This is a genomic window from Jutongia hominis (assembly GCF_014384965.1).
GTDB lineage: Bacteria > Bacillota > Clostridia > Lachnospirales > Lachnospiraceae > Butyribacter > Butyribacter hominis.
Window position 1 is genome coordinate 96,575 of the sequence record NZ_JACRSW010000009.1, and the last position, 19,479, is coordinate 116,053.

The 19,479-nt window shown below is 39.1% G+C and carries 16 protein-coding genes; 12 read left to right on the forward strand and 4 right to left on the reverse strand.

Annotation, left to right across the window (positions count from 1 at the left end):
• Positions 1-95 precede the first annotated feature (95 nt).
• The 5 genes from H8700_RS02765 (at position 96) to H8700_RS02785 (ending at position 5,065) form a co-directional block, all read left to right on the forward strand.
• Positions 96-851, forward strand: a complete 756-nt coding sequence (locus H8700_RS02765; protein WP_022141793.1) for a tRNA threonylcarbamoyladenosine dehydratase — start codon at positions 96-98, stop codon at positions 849-851.
• Between the two features lie 334 nt (positions 852-1,185).
• A complete protein-coding gene (locus H8700_RS02770) occupies positions 1,186-1,479 on the forward strand; it encodes a DUF6110 family protein (protein WP_249302911.1) in 294 nt (97 codons plus the stop codon).
• Positions 1,480-1,506: 27 nt separating this feature from the next.
• Complete coding sequence (locus tag H8700_RS02775; RefSeq protein WP_249302913.1) at positions 1,507-3,582, forward strand: heavy metal translocating P-type ATPase; 2,076 nt, start codon at positions 1,507-1,509, stop codon at positions 3,580-3,582.
• Positions 3,583-3,930: 348 nt separating this feature from the next.
• On the forward strand, positions 3,931-4,545 hold the full coding sequence (locus H8700_RS02780; RefSeq protein ID WP_249302916.1) for an HD-GYP domain-containing protein: 615 nt from the start codon (positions 3,931-3,933) through the stop codon (positions 4,543-4,545).
• 112 nt (positions 4,546-4,657) lie between these two features.
• The gene (locus H8700_RS02785) at positions 4,658-5,065 is read left to right on the forward strand and encodes a DUF1292 domain-containing protein (protein WP_249302918.1); all 408 of its coding nucleotides are present in this window, start codon (positions 4,658-4,660) and stop codon (positions 5,063-5,065) included.
• Positions 5,066-5,255: 190 nt separating this feature from the next.
• Here H8700_RS02785 and H8700_RS02790 read toward each other — a convergent pair whose 3' ends face one another.
• Positions 5,256-6,458, reverse strand: a complete 1,203-nt coding sequence (locus tag H8700_RS02790; protein WP_249302920.1) for an AraC family transcriptional regulator — start codon at positions 6,456-6,458, stop codon at positions 5,256-5,258.
• A 402-nt stretch (positions 6,459-6,860) separates the two neighbouring features.
• Between H8700_RS02790 and H8700_RS02795 the strand changes: the two genes are divergently transcribed.
• The 4 genes from H8700_RS02795 (at position 6,861) to H8700_RS02810 (ending at position 12,299) form a co-directional block, all read left to right on the forward strand.
• On the forward strand, positions 6,861-8,033 hold the full coding sequence (locus tag H8700_RS02795; protein ID WP_249302922.1) for a glycoside hydrolase family 5 protein: 1,173 nt from the start codon (positions 6,861-6,863) through the stop codon (positions 8,031-8,033).
• A gap of 73 nt (positions 8,034-8,106) precedes the next feature.
• Entirely contained in the window at positions 8,107-9,495 is a 1,389-nt protein-coding gene (locus tag H8700_RS02800; protein ID WP_249302923.1) for an MFS transporter, read from the forward strand.
• Positions 9,496-9,634: 139 nt separating this feature from the next.
• On the forward strand, positions 9,635-11,638 hold the full coding sequence (locus tag H8700_RS02805) for a beta-galactosidase (RefSeq protein WP_249302925.1): 2,004 nt from the start codon (positions 9,635-9,637) through the stop codon (positions 11,636-11,638).
• A 205-nt stretch (positions 11,639-11,843) separates the two neighbouring features.
• On the forward strand, positions 11,844-12,299 hold the full coding sequence (locus H8700_RS02810; RefSeq protein ID WP_249302927.1) for a subtilin biosynthesis sensor protein SpaK: 456 nt from the start codon (positions 11,844-11,846) through the stop codon (positions 12,297-12,299).
• 92 nt (positions 12,300-12,391) lie between these two features.
• Here H8700_RS02810 and H8700_RS02815 read toward each other — a convergent pair whose 3' ends face one another.
• Both H8700_RS02815 and H8700_RS02820 read right to left on the reverse strand, forming a co-directional pair.
• Positions 12,392-14,791, reverse strand: coding sequence for an ATP-dependent DNA helicase (locus tag H8700_RS02815; protein ID WP_249302928.1), 2,400 nt, complete (start codon positions 14,789-14,791; stop codon positions 12,392-12,394).
• A gap of 16 nt (positions 14,792-14,807) precedes the next feature.
• Positions 14,808-15,401 (reverse strand): restriction endonuclease, encoded by a 594-nt coding sequence (locus tag H8700_RS02820; protein WP_249302930.1) that lies wholly within the window; start codon positions 15,399-15,401, stop codon positions 14,808-14,810.
• 274 nt (positions 15,402-15,675) lie between these two features.
• On the opposite strand from H8700_RS02820, the gene H8700_RS02825 reads away from it, so the two are divergent.
• Positions 15,676-16,443 carry a GNAT family N-acetyltransferase gene (locus H8700_RS02825; protein WP_249302932.1) on the forward strand — a complete coding sequence of 256 codons (768 nt, stop codon included), beginning with the start codon at positions 15,676-15,678 and terminating at the stop codon, positions 16,441-16,443.
• A 179-nt stretch (positions 16,444-16,622) separates the two neighbouring features.
• Here H8700_RS02825 and H8700_RS02830 read toward each other — a convergent pair whose 3' ends face one another.
• Positions 16,623-17,183: a biotin transporter BioY gene (locus H8700_RS02830; protein WP_249302934.1), complete on the reverse strand. Its 561-nt coding sequence runs from the start codon at positions 17,181-17,183 to the stop codon at positions 16,623-16,625.
• Between the two features lie 451 nt (positions 17,184-17,634).
• Here H8700_RS02830 and bioB point away from each other — a divergent pair, with 451 nt between their 5' ends.
• Positions 17,635-18,603: a biotin synthase BioB gene (gene bioB, locus H8700_RS02835; RefSeq protein WP_022141779.1), complete on the forward strand. Its 969-nt coding sequence runs from the start codon at positions 17,635-17,637 to the stop codon at positions 18,601-18,603.
• The gene (locus H8700_RS02840) at positions 18,596-19,465 is read left to right on the forward strand and encodes a hypothetical protein (protein WP_249302936.1); all 870 of its coding nucleotides are present in this window, start codon (positions 18,596-18,598) and stop codon (positions 19,463-19,465) included. Before bioB ends, H8700_RS02840 begins: the two co-directional genes overlap by 8 nt.
• Positions 19,466-19,479 lie beyond the last annotated feature (14 nt).

The following is a 19,479-nucleotide window of genomic DNA, read 5'->3' on the forward strand; positions in this document are numbered from 1 at the left end:
GAGCGGGTACAGAATGCAGAAAGCATTTTGCATTCGCTTTTTGCTTGTGTGATAAAAAATCAACGGATGTCAGAGGAAAGGTTAGGAAATAAGATATGTTGACACAATTTTCCAGAACGGAATTATTACTTGGCAAAGAAGCAATGGAACAGTTAAGTAAGGCCAGGGTAGCTGTCTTTGGTGTAGGCGGTGTAGGCGGTTATGCCTGTGAAGCACTGGTACGAAGCGGAATCGGTGCATTTGACCTGATCGATGATGATAAAGTCTGCCTGACGAACTTAAACCGTCAGATCATTGCGACAAGAAAGACAGTTGGCAAATACAAAACAGATGTGATGAAAGAACGTATGCTTGAGATCAACCCGGATGTGGATGTTGCGATACACAAATGTTTTTTCCTGCCGGAGAATGCTGATGAATTCCCTTTTGAAGAATATGATTATATTATTGATGCGGTCGATACGGTTACTGCTAAGATCGAACTGGTTATGAAAGCACAGGAGAAGAATGTTCCGATCATCAGCAGCATGGGAGCCGGCAACAAACTGGATGCAAGTATGTTTCAGGTAGCAGATATCTATAAGACGAAAGTCTGCCCGCTTGCAAAAGTCATGCGAAGAGAATTAAAGAAACGTGGTGTGAAGAAGTTAAAAGTTGTATATTCGGAAGAGAAGCCGACCAGACCGATCGAAGATATGGCAATCAGCTGCCGTACAAATTGCATCTGCCCCCCGGGAGCTAAGCATAAATGTACAGAACGTCGTGATATTCCGGGCAGCGTTGCCTTTGTTCCATCGGTGGCGGGGCTGATCATTGCAGGAGAAGTGATCAAAGATCTGAGCCGTCACTAAAATGAGGTTTGCACATAAATGATAAAAAATATCAATAAACGATAGATTCTTGAAAAAAGATAGTGCAGAAGTATATAATATGAAAAATGCAAGAAAACAAAATGATTTATTCCTGCATATATTCAAGATATACACAAATTTTTTACAAAAATGTACTCTCGGTATCTTCTTAAAACGAATCTTTTCGACTGGATTTACGATATACTGCTTCCATTTTCTCGTCGTACACACCGTGTACGCACTGCAAAAATGTCATTGTATATCAAAAATCCATCTCGAAAATTTTCGTTTAGAAGATGCCGAGAGTACATAAAATACTTAGGAGGTAAGAATTATGGTAAACTTTTTGAAAGATTTTGATTGGAAAAAGACAGGTATTTTTGCAGCGGGTGTGGCTTTTGGAACAGCCGGCATTAAAGTGTTATCAAGCAAAGATGCAAAGAAATTCTACACAAATTGTACTGCGGCAGCGTTAAGAGCAAAAGAGTGTGTGATGAAAACAGTTTCTACTGTTCAGGAGAATGCGGAAGATATCTTAGCAGATGCAAAGGATATAAATGAAGAACGCGTTGCACAGGCAGAGGCAGCAGAATTTGAAGATGCCCAGACAACAGAAACAGAAGAATAAAACATTAAAAATCGCAGGTGAACATTTATGAAATTTACAATAAAACATGAATCGTCTCATCGTATGCGCATTCATATGCATGCATATCGTATGACATATGAACAGGCAGATACTTTATTGTATTATCTGCATCAGGCAAAAGAAATCTCTTATGTCAAAGTATATGAGAGAACAGGAGATGTTTCGATCGAGTATATCGGTGATCGTCAAAATGTGATCGATCTGTTACAGCAGTTTCACTATGATGAAGTGGACGTTCCGACCGGTCTGATCGAAAATTCAGGAAGAGAATTAAATGCCAGATACCAGGAAAAATTAATTGGAAAAGTTGCATTCCGCTACTTAGGAAAATGGCTTCTGCCTTATCCGATCCGAGCCTGCTTTATTACTGCAAATGCAATCAAATATATCAAGAACGGAGTACAGACTTTATGGCAGCGTAAGATAGAAGTTCCGGTACTGGATGCGACGGCAATCGGTGTTTCCGTTTTGCGAAATGATCTGGATACGGCAGGTTCGATCATGTTTCTTCTTGGTATCGGTGAATTGCTAGAGGAATGGACACATAAAAAGTCAGTAGATGATCTTGCACAGAGCATGTCATTAAATATCAGTCATGTATGGATCATGCAGGATGGAAAAGAGAGACTTATCTGCACTTCTGATGTAAAGCAGGGTGATCAGGTTGTGGTACATATGGGCAATGTAATCCCATTTGATGGTCTGGTATGTGCCGGTGAAGCTATGGTCAATCAGGCATCGCTGACCGGAGAAGCTATTGCGGTCAGAAGAGTGGCAGGGGCTTCGGTTTATGCCGGTACAATTGTTGAAGAAGGCGAATTGACTATTTGTGTCAAGGAAATAGGTGGTTCAAGCCGATTTGAGAAGATTGTTACAATGATCGAAGATTCTCAAAAGCTTCAGTCACAGCTTGAAAGTAAAGCAGAACATCTGGCGGATCGTCTTGTACCATATAGCCTTGGTGGAACAGTACTGACATATCTTCTGACCGGAAATGTAACAAAAGCGCTTTCTATCTTGATGGTTGATTTTTCATGTGCATTAAAGCTTGCTATGCCAATTTCCGTTCTGTCAGCGATTCGTGAATCCTGCCTATATGGAATTACCGTAAAGGGTGGAAAATATCTGGAAGCAGTAGCGGATGCAGACACGATCGTATTTGATAAAACAGGAACATTGACAAAAGCACAGCCGAAAGTGGTGGATGTCGTATCCTTTGATGGCAGAGAACCTGATGAGCTTTTAAGGATTGCTGCCTGCTTAGAGGAACATTTTCCGCATTCCATGGCAAAAGCTGTCGTGAAATCAGCGATCGAAAAAAATCTGCAACATGACGAGATGCATACAAAAGTAGAATATCTGGTAGCACATGGAATTTCTACTACGATCAATGATGTGCGTGTTATCATAGGTAGTTATCATTTCATCTTTGAAGACGAGAAATGTATCATTCCGGAGGGCAAAGAGGCATTGTTTGAAAGTCTTCCACCGGAATATTCACAGTTGTATCTTGCAATTGATGGAAAACTTGCAGCCGTTATTTGTATTGAAGATCCTGTCAGACAGGAGGCACAGGCTGTTGTGAATTCCCTGCGTAAAGCCGGACTCTCAAAGATTGTTATGATGACGGGTGACAGTGAGAGAACTGCTTCTGCTATTGCAAAGAAAGTTGGCGTAGATGAATATTATTCAGAAGTCCTGCCGGAAGATAAAGCTTCCTTTGTAGAAGCAGAAAAAGCAAAAGGCAGAAAAGTCATTATGATCGGTGACGGTATTAATGATTCGCCGGCACTTTCCGCCGCAGATGCGGGCATTGCAATCAGTGATGGTGCAGAGATTGCCAGAGAGATTGCAGATATTACGATCGGTGCAGATAACCTGTATCAGATTGTTACTTTAAAAATGTTAAGTGATAATCTGATGAAGAGAATCCGCAAGAATTATCGCTCTATCGTAGGCTTTAATACGATGCTGATCTTACTTGGTGTCAGCGGAGTGATCCAGCCGACAACATCTGCAGTGTTACATAACTCTTCTACTTTGCTGATCGGTTTGAAGAGCATGCAGAATCTTTTGGATTGATCAGTAGAACAGAATGATAAGAAAACAAAGTTTCTTTTTTGTATTCTTGTACTGAAATATCAGATGTGTTAAAATAAGGTTAGCTTTGGCTAACCTTATTTTGTATTACCGAACGAATAGTCAGAAAATTGTTCGTTTGAATAGAAGGATTTGTAAAAAAGAGTTAGGTATTGACTAACTCTTTTTTATGGAATAGGAAACTGCTCGTACAGTGGTGGTACACCAACAAGAATTGCGATAGCAATTCTTGCAAAGTTTAATGTTCCATTAAACTTTTGACAAAGCGCTGGCTTTGCACTTTTTTATGTTTAGAAGAAACGGAAGAAAATCAGAAAAGGCGGAAGAAAAATGGAGAGTTGCAAATATTGTTCAACAGATGAAAACAGCATTGATTATCATGAAATCATAGAGTGCATCACTTGTGCATTGGATGCAAAAGATCCCTATACAGCAGGACATTCCCAGCGTGTGAGCGACATGACGCTGCGGGTATGTCAGATCATGGGATTTAAAGATCATGATATAGAAAGGATCCATATTGCAGCTCATTTGCATGATATAGGAAAAATTGGCGTGCCGGATTCTGTTTTAAATAAAGTGGAGCCTTTGACCGATGAAGAATGGCAGTTGATCCGTCGGCATCCTCAGATCGGGGCGGAAATTCTTAGTAAATCGACGCATCTGAGCGAATTAAAAGATATTGTGCTTTGTCATCATGAACGCTATGATGGCAAAGGATATCCTAATGGAAGAAAAGGCTGTGATATTCCGATCGGAGCGAGAATTATTGCAATCTGTGATTCAATCGATGCGATCACATCGAATCGTTGTTATCGCAGAGCACATGACTTTGCATATTGTTATCAGGAGATTCGGAAAAATCTTGGAACCATGTATGATCCGATCGTAGGTCAATATGTATTGGATCATTGGAAGTGGGTAACGAAGGGGCAAAAAGAATAAAAACGGAAAAAGCGATTGACTGATTGACAATTTTTTCAGCTAATGGTACCATCAGACGTAATAGCAATTTGAGTTAATATCAGAATCAATTGAAAAAGAAATGGAGAAAAGAATGAACGATAAAAATCAGAAATTATTATTTAGTGATAGTGACGAAGAAACAGTTGTAATTACATTAACAGATGAAGATGGTCAGGATATTGATGCGGAGATCATGGCTGCACTTGAGATTGAAGAATTCGGTAAAGAGTACGTAGCTGTTATGCCGCAGCAGGCTACGGAAGATCTTGAGGAAGGTGAAGCTCTGATCTTAGAGTATTCAGAAGATGCCGATGGAAATCCACAGTTTGCCCCGGTGGAGGATGAGGACGAATTTGAAGTGGTAGCGCAGGCTTTCAACCAGCTTTTTGAAGATCCGGATGAATTTTTAGAGGATGATGAAGATGAGGAAGATGGCTCAGATGGTTTTTTGAGTGATATCGGAGATATTCTTCCTGGAATTTCTATTAAGAAAGATTAATAAGAAGAAAAATATTTGTGCATGGAATGAGATTGCTCAAAAGAAGAGTGGTTTATTCCGATACCCCGCTAAATGCAGGGATATGAAAAAGCAAAGCAAGAAAAGATAACGAAAAAGAAAAGTCCATTTATTATTATGAATCCATAATCGGGGTACATAAGAATGAATGGGCTTTTTGATTTGCACTTTTTTAAGGATTTTGCCGCATAAAATTACGACGATATTCCATCGGTGTATAACCTGTAAATTTTTTGAACTGCTTGCCCAGATGACTTTGTGAAGAAAAACCAAGATATGCTGCAATCTCGCTGTAAGTATAATCAGAATATACCAAGAGATTTTTGGCACGGTTGATCTTTTCACGTAGAATATATTGTAATGGGCTGATTCCTTCGTGTTCTTTAAAAAGCTGTGAAAGATAGTTTGGGCTGCAGCCGGTTTCATAAGCAAGGTCATCCATTGTAATCTTGTCATGCAAATGTGAAAAAATATAATCTTTGCATTTTATAATATGTGGATTTTTCCGGTGTGCTAATGTTCCTTTTTGGGCTTTTTTGATCTCGTTTACCATCTGGGCGTATTGTATCTCGATTTCACGTAACATTTTTTCAAGCTGCACAAGGTTGTTCTCAGCTTCGATTCTCTGGATCGCATTGTCAGACAAAGAAAATGATAGTTCCGGGGACATTCCGCCGCGAATTGCAGAACGAGATGCAAGTGTGATCACGACTATGCATAAATTTTTAAAATTACGCAGACTGTCATGTGACAATACACCAGGGCTGCCGGAATAATCCTCAGCAATACTTCGTTTTAGCTGTTCAATATCGCCATCTTCGATACTTTTCTGCTCACGACATTCCTGGTCGTATGGGTTATGTTTTTGTTCTGACTCCTGGCGTTCAAAAAGATAATCGGAAAAATCCTGCTGCAACTGATCTGAAGAAAAACTTTTAACAAAGTTACAGCTGATAAATTCGTCTTCCGAAAGTGACTCCTTTGCCAATACATTATAAAAGAACAAAATGACTTCACAAAAATGGTGATAGGAAAACACAGAAAGATGATTCTTTAATTGTGAATCAATTATCACATGCTCTAACTGGTGGAGCGGATAGAGTGGAGAAGAAAATGAGACCGGACCGACTAAAAAGCAGTCGCTGTCAACGAAGAATTGTACATAAGCAATCGTATCATTGATTCCTTTGATGATCGGAAGGTCTGTATTTTCCCGATGCAATAAAAAATCATATACATCAGGCTGTTTAATCAGAGTATCTTCTAAGCCTCCAACATCGCAGACGGCACATTGTATCTGTCCGTCCGGTGAGCAGATGCGTACAAACGTATGCAAAGTATGGGAAATATATCTTATCAATACAGGAAGATTCATTTTAAAATTTCTCCTAAAAAGATTTTGAAATTTTGAGCTACAACAGGAAAATATATCATGACAGAGTTTTGGGAAAGCTACATTTCAAAACTTCCCATGCGGCATCTCTGTTTTTTATCTTCGTTCAGAAGATGCCGAGAGTACATTATGAACGTGTTTATATATTCATTATACACAAAAAAGAAATGCAAACAAGGAAATAAAAGGAAAAGAAAAAAATAAAAGTTAAAGTAGAAACATAATAAAAAGCATAGAAATGTGATATAGAAAAAGAATGAATTTGATTATGATTACATCATACAAATTGCAAGAGCGAAAACACAAGATGATGCAGGTGCACATGTATCATGCTTCTGACGCAAAACACTAAAAACGATCATAGAAAGAAAAGAGGATGATTTTATGAAAGTCAAAGGCGTAAACCTAGGCAACTGGCTGGTATTGGAAAAATGGATGAATCCGGCTTTGTTTGCAGGAACAACAGCAGAAGATGAATACTGGCTTCCAAGACAGTTATCAAAAGAAGCGTACACAGAGCGTATCCGTATTCATCGAAGCGAATATATCACAGAGAGAGATTTTGTAACGATTAAATCATGGGGATTAGATACCGTTCGTATTCCTGTTCCATATTTCATTTTTGGTGACAGAGAACCATTTATCGGTTGTATCGAAGAACTCGATAAGGCATTTAACTGGGCTGAAAAATACGGTTTACAGATCCTTATTGATCTGCATACAGCACCGGAAGGACAGAATGGTTCCGACAATGGTGGTATCTGTGGTGTATGTAAATGGGCACAGAACCCAAAGGAAGTCGAATTTGTTCATACCGTTTTAGAAAGACTTGCACAGCGTTATGGCAAAAGAAAAGGACTTTGGGGAATTGAAGTATTAAATGAACCGGCACTTCCAAAGGCGTGGGAGATGATGGATATGCAAAAGAGATATCCACCGGTTGACAAAGAGATGGCAAAGGGCAGCGGTCCTGTACCATATGATTTTATCCGTCAATTCTATAAAGACGCTTATGACCGTCTGCGTGTATATCTTCCGGAAGAGAAATACATTGTTTTCCATGATGGTTTCGAGTTGACAATCTGGAAAGACTTTATGCAGGAAGACAAATACAAAAGTATCGTATTAGATACACACCAGTATCTGATGCTTGCCGAAATGAACGGATGCGAGCAGACGATCGAAGGATATACAAAATATGTTCAGGAACATTTCGCAAAAGAGATCGAAGAAATGCAGCAGTATTTCCCTGTGATCTGCGGTGAGTGGTGTCTGTTTAACTCTTTGGCTTGTGGCTGGGACACAAAAGGCGGTCAGACAGTATTAAACGGTCTGGATGGTGCTTCTGTAGAAAGCTACACACCGGAAGAGAAAAAGAAGATTTATAATGCAGTAGCAAAAGTACAGACAGAAGCATGGAACAAAGGATCAGGATATTTTTACTGGAGTTACAAGCTTTTAACAGATACAGTCAATACAGAAGGCTGGGTTGGCTGGGATAGCTGGGATCTCGGCAGATGTATTGATTTTGGCTGGTTTGATAAAAGGGATCTGTAATTTTGTTGAAAAACAGTAGAAAAAGCATATAATGAACTTAAAATTGAACGAAAGCACACATAAGGAGGTACTTATGAAAGAGACAAATATGAATCCGAATGCAAAACTCAGCTTTTTAGAGCGTTTTGCATATGGTATGGGAGATTACGCAGGAAACTTAGTTTACTCTGCAATCAGCGCATTTTTATTAGTATATTATACAAATGTAGTGGGAGCAAGTGCAGCAGCAGCGGCTTCTATCATTGCTATTTCAAAATTCTTTGATGGTGTTTCTGACCTGATCATGGGTTATATCGTAGACCACACACATAGCAAATGGGGAAAAGCAAGACCATGGATCGCAAGACTTTGTATTCCGTTGGCAGTATGTACGGTTCTGATGTTTACCGTTCCTTCTTCTTTTGCCGGATCGGTACAGATCGCTTATATGTTCTTAACATATAACTTAGTATCAACAGTATTCTACACAGGTATCAACGTACCTTATGCTGCAATGCACGGTTTGATGACAACAAACCAGTATGAAAGAGGTCTTCTTGGAAACTTCAGAAACCTTCTTGCTACAGCAGGTACTATGACGATCAATACCGTTGTTTTAAAAATGACAACAGCATTTGGTGGTGGAGATCCATACACACAGAAAGGCTGGACAGCCACAATTTCTATCTTAATGATAGTATTTGTAATTATCAATTTCTTTAACTTTGCTGTTTGTAAAGAACGTGTTGTAGAAAATGCAGGATCTGATGATAAGAAAGAAAATGTATCTTTTGTCAAAGGTCTTACAGGACTGTTAAAAAATAAATACTGGATGCTTCTTGTAGTATGTATCCTTGCAATGTACTTTATGATGTCGACGTTCTTTGGTTCAGCAGTTTATTTTACACAGTATAACATGAATGATGCAGGGAAATATGCAACCGTATCAAACCTTCTGTCTATGACACAGATCATAGGACTGTTCCTGACACCATTTATCATGAAGTTTGTATCTAAGAAAAACTTATTCATGATCGGTGCCGGTATTTCCGTAGTAGGTTTTGCAATTACAGGTCTTACAACAAATTATACGATCATTTGTGCAATGTCTGTTGTCAAAGGTCTTGGATTTGCCTGTGCAGGCGCTACCATGTTTGGCCTTTTACAGGATGCGATCACATATGGCGAGTGGTACAACGGATATGGTACAGCCGGAATGGGTAATGCAGCTTCTTCTTTCTGTATGAAAGTCGGTTCAGGCATTGGTACAGCAGCACTTGGATGGATCCTTGCAGCAGGTGGATTTGATGCAAAAGCAGCAGTACAGTCATCATCGTCTTTAGCAGCGATCAACGCATCATTTGCATGGATTCCTGCTATTGCAATGGCAATCGCATTTGTAGCACTTCTGTTCTTTGATCTTGACAAGCACTATGACAAAGCTGTTGAAGATCTTGAGAACGGAAAACACAGATTAGGATAAAATAAGTAAGATATATCTTGTGACAGAAATCTTAATAAGAATAAGAGAAGGATATTGTGTAAAAACAGTATCCTTCCTTGTACTTATAGAAAGAATTTAAAAGAGGCAGAGAAATTACTCAGAAAGGCGGACTATTATAATGAAAGAAATTCTATTTGGTGCTGCATATTATTTAGAATATATGCCATACGACCGTTTGAAAGAAGATTTAGACATGATGCAGCAGGCAGGAATGAATACAATTCGTATTGCGGAATCTACATGGAGTACATTAGAACCAACAGACGGAGAGTTTGATTTTTCTTATATTGATCGTGTGTTAGAGGAAGCACAAAAGAGAAAGATGAATGTGATCATCGGAACACCAACTTATGCGATTCCATCATGGCTCGAAAAGAAATGTCCTGAAGTGATGGTATATAACAAAGAAGGACGAGCCAGATACGGACACCGTCAGATCATGGATATCATGCATCCTGTTTTTCGAAAATATGCTGAAAGAGTAATCTGTAAACTGGCAGAGCATACGGCAGCACATTCGTCTGTGATCGGTTTTCAGATAGATAACGAAACAAAGCACTATGGTACAGCTTCCAGAGAAGTACAGGAACTTTTCAAAGAACATTTAAAAGAAAAATATCATACAACAGAAGCTTTGAATAAAGCTTTTTATCTGGCATATTGGAGCAACTCGATCCATGACTGGGATGATCTGCCGGATATGTTAGGCTGTATTAATGGTGGACTGGCAACCGAGTTTGCGGCATTTCAAAGAAGCCTTGCCGCACAATATCTGCAATGGCAGTCGGATCTGGTTTCAAAATATAAGAAAAAAGAGCAGTTTATTACACATAATTTTGACTTTGAGTGGAAGAAGTTTGGGGCAGACATCGCACAGGACGGTTATTCTTATGGAGTACAGCCGGATATCAATCACTATGAAGCATCCAAAGCCGTTACGATAGCAGGAACGGATATTTATCATCCGACACAGGATGAACTGACAGGAGCAGAGATTGCTTTTGGCGGTGATTCGATCCGCAGTTTAAAATATGATAATTATTTTGTTTTAGAGTGTCAGGCACAAGCTTTTAAATATTGGACACCATATCCGGGACAGCTCAGATTACATGGATACAGTCATTTAGCAAGCGGTGCGCAGAGTATTTTATATTGGAACTGGCATTCAATCCATAACGGATATGAAACTTATTGGAAGGGTATTTTAAGTCATGATCTTGCAACAAATCCGACTTACGAAGAAGCAGGAGTGATGGGACGTGAATTTGAAAGACTTGGACAAGATACGCTTTGCATTAAAAAAGAAAATAAGGTTGCCCTGATCGTTGATAACAGATCTCTTGACGCATTTAAGTGGTTCCCGATTGATAAAGATCTAAGTTACAATGACGTTGTCCGTTGGATGTATGATAGTCTGTATGAGATGAATATGGAATGTGATATTTTAGATATCCATGCTTTGAATGAGAGAAATATTGTAAAGTACAGTATGCTTGTAACTCCGGTTTTATATAGTATTGCAGAAGAAAAGATTGCTCTGATCCGTGAGTTTGTCAAAGCAGGCGGTGTATTGGTAAGTTCTTTTAAGTCATTTGTTGCCAATGAAGAACTTAGTGTATATCCGGATGCACAGCCACATGGTATGACAGAATGTTTCGGTATGCATTATAATCAGTTTACAGAACCGGGCAAGACAAAATTTGCCGGAGAACCATTGTCTTATTTTGCAGAATTACTTCAGGTAACGACAGCGGGTTCTTATGAAAACTACGATCATAAATATTGGGGCAGATATGCTGGCCTTACCGAAAATGCATATGGCAAAGGCTGCGCATTTTATATTGGTTGTTTTACATCTAAAGAGATATTAAAAAAGATTTACCGCAAAGCATATGCCAAAGCAAAAGAGACCGTCCCAGCATTTGAATGGCCTGTGATCATTCGCAGCGGCATCAATGCAAAGAACGATACGATTCATTATTTATTGCATTATAGTGAAGAAGAATGTGAGATTACTTCTCCATATGATCATACAGTAGATCTGCTGAGTGGCAAAGAGTATCAAAAAGGCGATACGATTCATCTGACTGACTGGGATGTCTGCGTTTTAAAAGAGCAATAATAGAACGAATCATTTGTTTTTGAAGTAGTTCTATCCGGTTGCAATGTAATGTTTTGAAAGAAGACAATTATATTGCAATCGGATATTGTTATTTTTGATTTTTTAATAAGACAATAATTTTGTCATAATGGCAGATGTTGTGTTATCATAATATTTATATGAATTTTTGATATTTTGATTATGACAGACAGAAAAGAGGATGATTATGGGATATACAACAAAAAATGAAGTAATGAATTTTCGCTTTGCCGATGCAGAAATTTTTGAGATCAAAGGCATTCGGGACAAGATTACTTTTGAACTCGGTTATGTAACGATCTTAGGACAAAACAGTTGTAATCGTGATATTCGCGAAATGGGAACCAATGCATTGACACTAGACCTGATGGGCGTAGAGGAAACAACTTTAGTCAAAGAAGGATTTAAAGTATTTGATGCAGATGGCAATCCGAAAAGCTCCTGTGAAGATGAAGTAATCCCGCAGGAACGATATAAAGAAATCTATAAGGAACTCGAAAACAGCCGTATCTATGATCTGACTGTTGAGAATGGCAATTATATTTTTTATATTGATACCGAAGAAAGAACCTACACGTATACGATCAAAGCTAAAGATGACAGAGAAACATGGGAGCGTTTTATGAACAAGGAAAGTGTGTAGAAGTCTGGGTAGAATATAGTAATTCATAAACGACAAAATCATTAAGCACGAAGTGCGACAAACATGAAATGCATGGATTTATTATATATGAATTATGTATTTTCCAACCAGAATTGTTCTAATGTTTCTTTCATCGAATCGATTGTGACAACATGATGCGGAAACCATTCGCGTGGGAAAAGCTGTTGGTAAGAGTTTTGTAAAAAGCGCTCGTCTAACAGAAGGATCGCACCGATATCGTCTGTGGTCCGGATGACACGACCGGCAGCCTGTAAGACTTTATTCATACCGGGATATTGATAGGCATAGGAAAAACCTGTGCCTTTTTCTTTGTCAAAGTATTCGCGGAAAAGTTCGTTTTCCGTACATACCATAGGCAGACCTGTCCCTACAACGACAGCACCGATCAGACGACTGCTTTTCAGGTCGATCCCCTCTCCGAAGACACCACCCATAACACAAAGTCCAACTGTTGTCTGTGCCGGGTTTTCCTGAAAATGTTCTAAGAAGCTTTCACGTTCCTGTTCTTTCATTGACATTTTCTGTGAAAAAAGCTGTATCGGTGTTTCAAAAGGTGCAAGTTCTAATTCCTGTTCCACTTCCTGCATCATTCGGTAAGATGGGAAAAAGACCAGATAATTTCCCTTTTTTGCACTGATAAAGTTACGGACATACGTTGCAATCTTTTGATACATTGCGAGTGTACGCAGATTGTACTTGGTCGAGACGTCTTTTCCTATCATTAGCAATCTTTTGTCAGGTGAGAAAGGAGATGGTGCATAAATCGCATAATCATCTTCTCGTCCGGCTAACTGTTCGCGATAGTAGTGGATCGGTAGAAACGTAGCAGAAAAAAAGACACTGCAACGACCTTTCTTTAAATAGAGATCCAAATTCGCAGATGGATCCATACATTGTAAATGTAAAACGAAGTGTCCATCGGAAGTATAATCGCCATAAATGATATAATGTTCATCCACCAGTTCGTATATATTTTGAAAAGAACGTATTTCAAAATAGAAATTTAATAGCTGCTCTTTATCGGAAGGCGGTAAAGGTGTAGTGGGAAAGGAAGGGTGTGGATGTTCCTGTTCCTGAAAAAATTCCTCCATAATAGTAGAAAGCCGCATGAGTTTTAGAACGAGGCTTTCTGTTTCTAAGAAATCAAATTTTTCTAACTCGTCGCAGCTTCTTTTTAATTCTAAAAGAGCACGGTTGCATCCGTCTAATGCATTGGCAACCCGTCTGGAGCGGACTTTGACCAATTTTTTCATGGCAAGAAAGTCCTCTTTGGTCAGACTTGCAGAATACATATCACGTGCACGGCTGACCAGATTATGTGCCTCATCGATCAAAAAGACAAAGTTATTTTCTTTATCAACAGAGAAAAATCTTTTCAGAGAGGCCGTCGGATCAAAAGCATAATTATAATCGCCAATGATAAAATCACACCATGTTGCAGTATCAAGTGCCATTTCAAAAGGGCAGACCATATGTTTTTTCGCATATTCAAGAATGGTCTCTCTTGTCATGATCGTTTCATGTGTCAATAAGTCAAAGACAGCGTCATTGACACGGTCAAAATGCCCTTTTGCATAATCGCATTGAGCCGGATTACAGGCAGGCTTTTCTAAGAAACAGATCTTTTCTTTGGCGGTTAAGGTGACCGATTTTAACGGAACTTTTTTCTCCTGTAGTAAAAAGAGAGTATCTTCGGCAACGGTTCTTGTGATCGTTTTTGCTGTCAGATAAAAGATCTTTTCACTGACATTTTCTCCTAGAGATTTGACAGCCGGAAAGATGGTTGAAATAGTTTTTCCTACTCCGGTAGGTGCCTCGATATATAATCTTTTCTTTCGCAATATACTCTGGTAAACACCTTTTACTAAAGTGTTTTGCCCGTCACGGTAAGAAAAAGGAAATTCTAAGGATTTGATATTATTATTACGTTCTTCCTGCCATCTGATCTGCCAGGAAGCCCATTTTGCATAAGATGCTAGCAGCGTATCGTACCAGTTTTGTAACTCAGCGAAAGATATAAATTCATGAAAATAACGGACTTCTTCTGTCGGAATATGACAGTAGGTAATGCGGATGCCAATGCCATCTAATGTATTTTGTAAAGCATAGATCAGTCCATAACAGAGTGCCTGGGCGCGATGAACCGGAATCGCTTCGGAAAGAGTATGGATATCACGATAAATGCCTTTGATCTCATCGATATTCCAGCCAAGTTCATCGGAATAAATGCCATCGGCACGACCTTCAACCGTGATCTGGAATGTCAGGCCATCATAAGTGACTTCGGATGTATGAGATAATGCTACTTCAGCATGATAACCGGCACCGGCTTTTCTTTGTAATTTTTTGTGGATACGTGTTCCTTCCTGCATCGCATTTGCATCTTTCAGACCGGTAGACGATACAGAAAGATCACCGGAACGCATAATAAATTCCACAAGATTTCGAACAGAAATCTTTATCTCATACATGGAATGATCCTCCTGGTTATAAAAGATCACGTAATGTATTGCGATCCCATAACACAACGCCGATCTTATCGGCAAGCTTTATGGCAGCAGGTGTAAAAGCCTGATTCGTCAATACAACAGCGACATGACATTCATAATAATCACGTCCTGCATAGACTTCCTGTACTGCTTCAAGACCTACTTTATCGTGATAACATTTGCACTGTACTGCATAAGTCATTCCTTCCTTTGATGCAAGAATATCTACGCCAAAGTCACCGGAAGCTTTTGTGTTCTCAACGGAATCAAATCCGTTTGCAAGCAGGATCTCACAGGCAAGCTCTTCGAAAGCAAGCCCATCCAGATCATCCAGCTCGCCCACCTTCAGATATCCTTTTTGAAATCCGCCATGATACATACGTGTCAGATAGATTTTATAGCAAAAGTATAAGGTAAGCAATATCCAAATACCAAAAACAGCAGCAACAAACGGATAATCATGGTGATGGCTGTATTGTAAAATGCCAACTGCCAATAGCAATGCTATGAGGATCAGGCTTCCGTAAAAACATCTGCGAAAAAGCATATGACGTTTTCTTTTCCTTGTAAATTCGTAAACATAATCGTTCATAATAAACCTCGTTTCTGTTTCTCGTCTTTCATCAGTCATGCCTTGTATAAACGCGCTTTTAGAGGAAAGATGAAAACTAAGGTAATTATAACAGAACATATGTTCTTTGTAAAGCTTAAAATAAAAAAATTATACCATTTATGTTATATCTGAATGGAGAAAAAAGAGCGGTGTGATCATTTATGCCGGAGTGATATACACCGGTTGTGCTTTGTATGGAATGGGATATATAATAAAAGAGAAAAAAGTTTTATTGTTTAGGAAGGATTTGCAAATGACAGAATTAAAAGAAGATGAAAAAGAATGTTTAAAAATGCTTTTTAGCAGCTTACAGGACAGTTTGATACAATCCTGTATTCAAAATTATTTTGGAAGGGCATGGGTAGATCAGAAAAGAAATCCGACATCGGGTAAGATTGTTGTATCCGACTTTGCGTTCCTGGCAGGACAGCCTGATATAGAAATATTACATTGCGGCATGGATGGCACGAAACAGCATCCGCAGACATTAGTAGCGGACCGCACCGAATGGTTTGCATGGATCGAAAAAGAATTTGCAGGAAAATACAAACGCATCGAACGATATGCATTAAAGAAAGAAGGAGACATTTTTGATCGTGACAGGCTAGAGCAATATGTTACAAAAATTGCAAAGAATTACGAGATCCGCTTGATCGAAAAAGAAGATGTTGCTGCTTTGATGCAGGAAGAATGGTCACATGATTTTTGCTGTAACTATAAAGATGCAAATGATTTTATGCAAAGAGGAATCGGTGTCGTGATCTGTGATGAAGATGAGATTGTTGCAGGTGCTTCGAGTTATACAAGCTACCGGGAAGGTATTGAAATTGAGATCATCACAAGGCAGGACTATAGAAAGAAAGGGCTTGCCCATGCATCGGGAGCGAAACTGATCTTAGAATGTTTGCAAAGAGGACTGTATCCAAACTGGGATGCCCGTAACATGACATCGGTTCGGGTTGCAAAGGACCTTGGGTATACCTATCTTGCACCATATACTGTTTACGAAGTATGGGAATAAAAGAAGATACAAAGAAAAGGGAAATATAATTTGAGTTAAAAAGAGATAAAAGACCGTAAAGACATTTCGGTAAACAGATAGCACAAAAAAGACAATGCATGAATAAATGGTCTGCACCACTTAATGCATTGTCTTTTTTTGTGGAATAAGAAACTGCTTGTACAGTAGCAGTTATTATCCTATGATTCTGAACTGAATGTGATCAGCTTTTGGAACTGAGGTACGATCTGTGCAACAACGATTGCTTTTAAAGCATCCAAAGGAATAAAAGGTAAAAATCCCATCATAAATGCCTGCTTGATCGAAATATGCGTAACTGCCATCAGCCATGCAGCTCCGATAATGTCAATTACAACGGCTCCGGCAAGCGATAAGATCGTATAAAACAGACGGTTGTATTTCTTACCGCGAAGCAATGGAAGAAGTACAGCAACGATGATAAAAGAAAAGCTGTATCCGCCCCATCCGCTTAAAAGATAACCGATACCGGCATTGCCTCCGATAAAGACCGGAACACCGATCGCACCAAGAACAAGCCATAAAAGAGTAATGACTAATGAATCCTGCCATGGGAAGACAAGCGCGATCAAAAGTACGATAAAATTCAAAAATGTAATATGCGCACCGGTTGGAAGCGGAATACTAATGTAAGCAGATACACATAATACTGCTGCAAAAAGCGCCTTGATCACAAGAGCCTTTGATGTAAAACTTTTTTCGGAAACCATATTTTTTTCCATAATAATCCTCCATTTGTGGACGTTTTATGACAAGCACATAAAACGCCAGTTGCTATTGTATAAAAAACTCAAACCCCGTTTTGAAATGTAGATTGCAACCTCACATTTCAGAACAAAAGTGAGTATACAAGAAGATAGATTGGTTGTCAACCATAAAATAATCAGGTTGACAATAAGCAACAGCCTCTCTATAATAATTAAAGAAAGAACAGCATTGAAAAGAAAATGAAAAAAAGCAATGTAAACAGAATATTACACCGAAAAGAATGCCAAAGATAAAAGTATTGCAACCAAAAGAACATGAAAAGATGCAACGAAAGCATTGTCATCCAAAAACATGAAAAGTTATAATGAAAGCATTGCAATCTAAAAAGCATGAAAAAGGTGTGGCAAAAGCATTACAACAAAAATATAAAAATAGCAATAAAAAAAGAAAGAGGATAAAAGAAAAATGACAGTACAGGAATTAAAAGAAAAAGTTTTTGCAGGGGAAGATATCACAAAAGAAGAAGCCCTTTTTTTGCTGAACGCAGATTTAGAAGAGATCAGCAAAGCCGCAGATGAGATCCGCAAGAAATATTGTGGTAACGGATTTGATATTTGTAGCATTATCAACGGAAAAAGCGGTCATTGTTCAGAAGATTGTAAGTTCTGTGCACAGGCAGGCTGTTACCAGACAGGGCAGGAATGTTATCCATTGGTATCTACCGATACGATCATGGAAGGTGCAAAAAAGAATGCAAAAGAGGGCGCACTTCGTTTTGCAGTCGTTACTTCAGGTAAACGTCTCAGTGAAGAAGAGATTGACCGTGTCTGTCAAAGTCTGAGCGAAGTACACAAAGAAGTGCCGATCGAGCTTTGTGCATCCTTTGGATTGTTAGAAGAAAAAGATTTTATTAAGTTAAAAGAAGCAGGAGTGACCAGAGTACATAATAACTTAGAAAGTTCAAGAAGTTATTTTGAAAAAATGTGCAGCACGCATACTTATGATGAGAAGATCAAAACGATCAAAGCGGCACAAAAAGTCGGACTTTCCGTTTGCAGCGGTGGTTTGATGGGAATCGGAGAAAGCGATGAAGACCGTGTGGATATGGCAATGACATTACGTGAATTGGGAATCACTTCTGTGCCGGTTAATATGTTAAGTCCGATCAAAGGTACTCCGCTTGGCGAGCAGAAATGTCTGACAGAGGATGATATGCGTCGTATCGTTGCGGTATATCGTTTTATCCTGCCTAAAGCTTCTATCCGTCTGGCAGGTGGACGAGGATTGATGGAACATTATGGAATGACTTGTTTTACAGCGGGATCCAATGCAACGATCACAGGTACACTATTGACCACAGCAGGAGTCACAAGCAAAGAAGATATGGAGACCATAAAAAGTTTAGGATATGAACCAAGATTGTGGAATGATTAGGAAAGAAGAATATTGGAATATGCTTCGGAGCTTTTCTAAGCTAAAAGGATATGAAGGCTGGCTGCTTGCACAGATGAACTGGCATGTAACCGCTCTTTCCGGCAAAGAAGCAAAACAGCAGCCAAACATAGTTCGGGCAGAAAAGAAATATCAAACAGAGGAACAAGAGATGGAAACGACCGAAAAACCGGCACAGATCAACTGGCAGATACAGGAGAAGAAGAAAAAAGCATTTGCAACGATTACTCTGTCGGGAACAGATGACGGTTATCGACATGAAATTACGGTTCTTTTGGTCAAACCTAAGGAAAATTTTTCTAACCATGTTACAAGACAGCCAAAAGCGTGTGGGTCTGACCAGCCGGACAAACGAAAACAACCGGCGTATGCAGAGACGGAACATAGAAAAAGTCTGTCACAACAAGATATAGCCACGGTTTATAAAGTGGATGAAAAAAAGCAGACAATTTCTTTTACAAACAGTCAGATCAAAGACTATTTAGAACAGACCAAAGACTATAATCCGATTCACGAAGGAGAAAATGCAATTGTTCCGGGATTTTTGATCTTACAAAAGCTTCTTTTTGAGTTGCACGTTACAGATCTGCTAAAAGAGAACAAGATTGCAAGAGTATTAATGGATCATTCCTGTCAGGATAAAGAAAAAGAGCCAGAAGAAGGAAACAGAGAGCAGTGCAACGAAGAGCAGCAAATTTCCGGCGAAAAGAAGGGGTTTGCGATCGAAATGACATGGAAAGGTATATTATCTTGTAAAGAAAAGTGCACGATTTACCGGTCAGATGCGTTTGCTCTGTGTGGTAAAGCAGACCGGCGGATCCTTTGGATATGCAAAGTAAAATGATTCTAAAAATAATC

Coding starts and splice junctions, on each gene's coding strand:
- H8700_RS02805 (WP_249302925.1), top strand. CDS start 9,635: ATGAAAGAAATTCTATTTGGTGCTGCATATTATTTAGAATATATGCCA.
- H8700_RS02790 (WP_249302920.1), bottom strand. CDS start 6,458: ATGAATCTTCCTGTATTGATAAGATATATTTCCCATACTTTGCATACG.
- H8700_RS02820 (WP_249302930.1), bottom strand. CDS start 15,401: ATGAACGATTATGTTTACGAATTTACAAGGAAAAGAAAACGTCATATG.
- H8700_RS02825 (WP_249302932.1), top strand. CDS start 15,676: ATGACAGAATTAAAAGAAGATGAAAAAGAATGTTTAAAAATGCTTTTT.
- H8700_RS02785 (WP_249302918.1), top strand. CDS start 4,658: ATGAACGATAAAAATCAGAAATTATTATTTAGTGATAGTGACGAAGAA.
- H8700_RS02765 (WP_022141793.1), top strand. CDS start 96: ATGTTGACACAATTTTCCAGAACGGAATTATTACTTGGCAAAGAAGCA.
- H8700_RS02775 (WP_249302913.1), top strand. CDS start 1,507: ATGAAATTTACAATAAAACATGAATCGTCTCATCGTATGCGCATTCAT.
- H8700_RS02810 (WP_249302927.1), top strand. CDS start 11,844: ATGGGATATACAACAAAAAATGAAGTAATGAATTTTCGCTTTGCCGAT.
- H8700_RS02770 (WP_249302911.1), top strand. CDS start 1,186: ATGGTAAACTTTTTGAAAGATTTTGATTGGAAAAAGACAGGTATTTTT.
- H8700_RS02795 (WP_249302922.1), top strand. CDS start 6,861: ATGAAAGTCAAAGGCGTAAACCTAGGCAACTGGCTGGTATTGGAAAAA.
- H8700_RS02830 (WP_249302934.1), bottom strand. CDS start 17,183: ATGGAAAAAAATATGGTTTCCGAAAAAAGTTTTACATCAAAGGCTCTT.
- H8700_RS02780 (WP_249302916.1), top strand. CDS start 3,931: ATGGAGAGTTGCAAATATTGTTCAACAGATGAAAACAGCATTGATTAT.
- H8700_RS02815 (WP_249302928.1), bottom strand. CDS start 14,791: ATGTATGAGATAAAGATTTCTGTTCGAAATCTTGTGGAATTTATTATG.
- bioB (WP_022141779.1), top strand. CDS start 17,635: ATGACAGTACAGGAATTAAAAGAAAAAGTTTTTGCAGGGGAAGATATC.
- H8700_RS02800 (WP_249302923.1), top strand. CDS start 8,107: ATGAAAGAGACAAATATGAATCCGAATGCAAAACTCAGCTTTTTAGAG.
- H8700_RS02840 (WP_249302936.1), top strand. CDS start 18,596: ATGATTAGGAAAGAAGAATATTGGAATATGCTTCGGAGCTTTTCTAAG.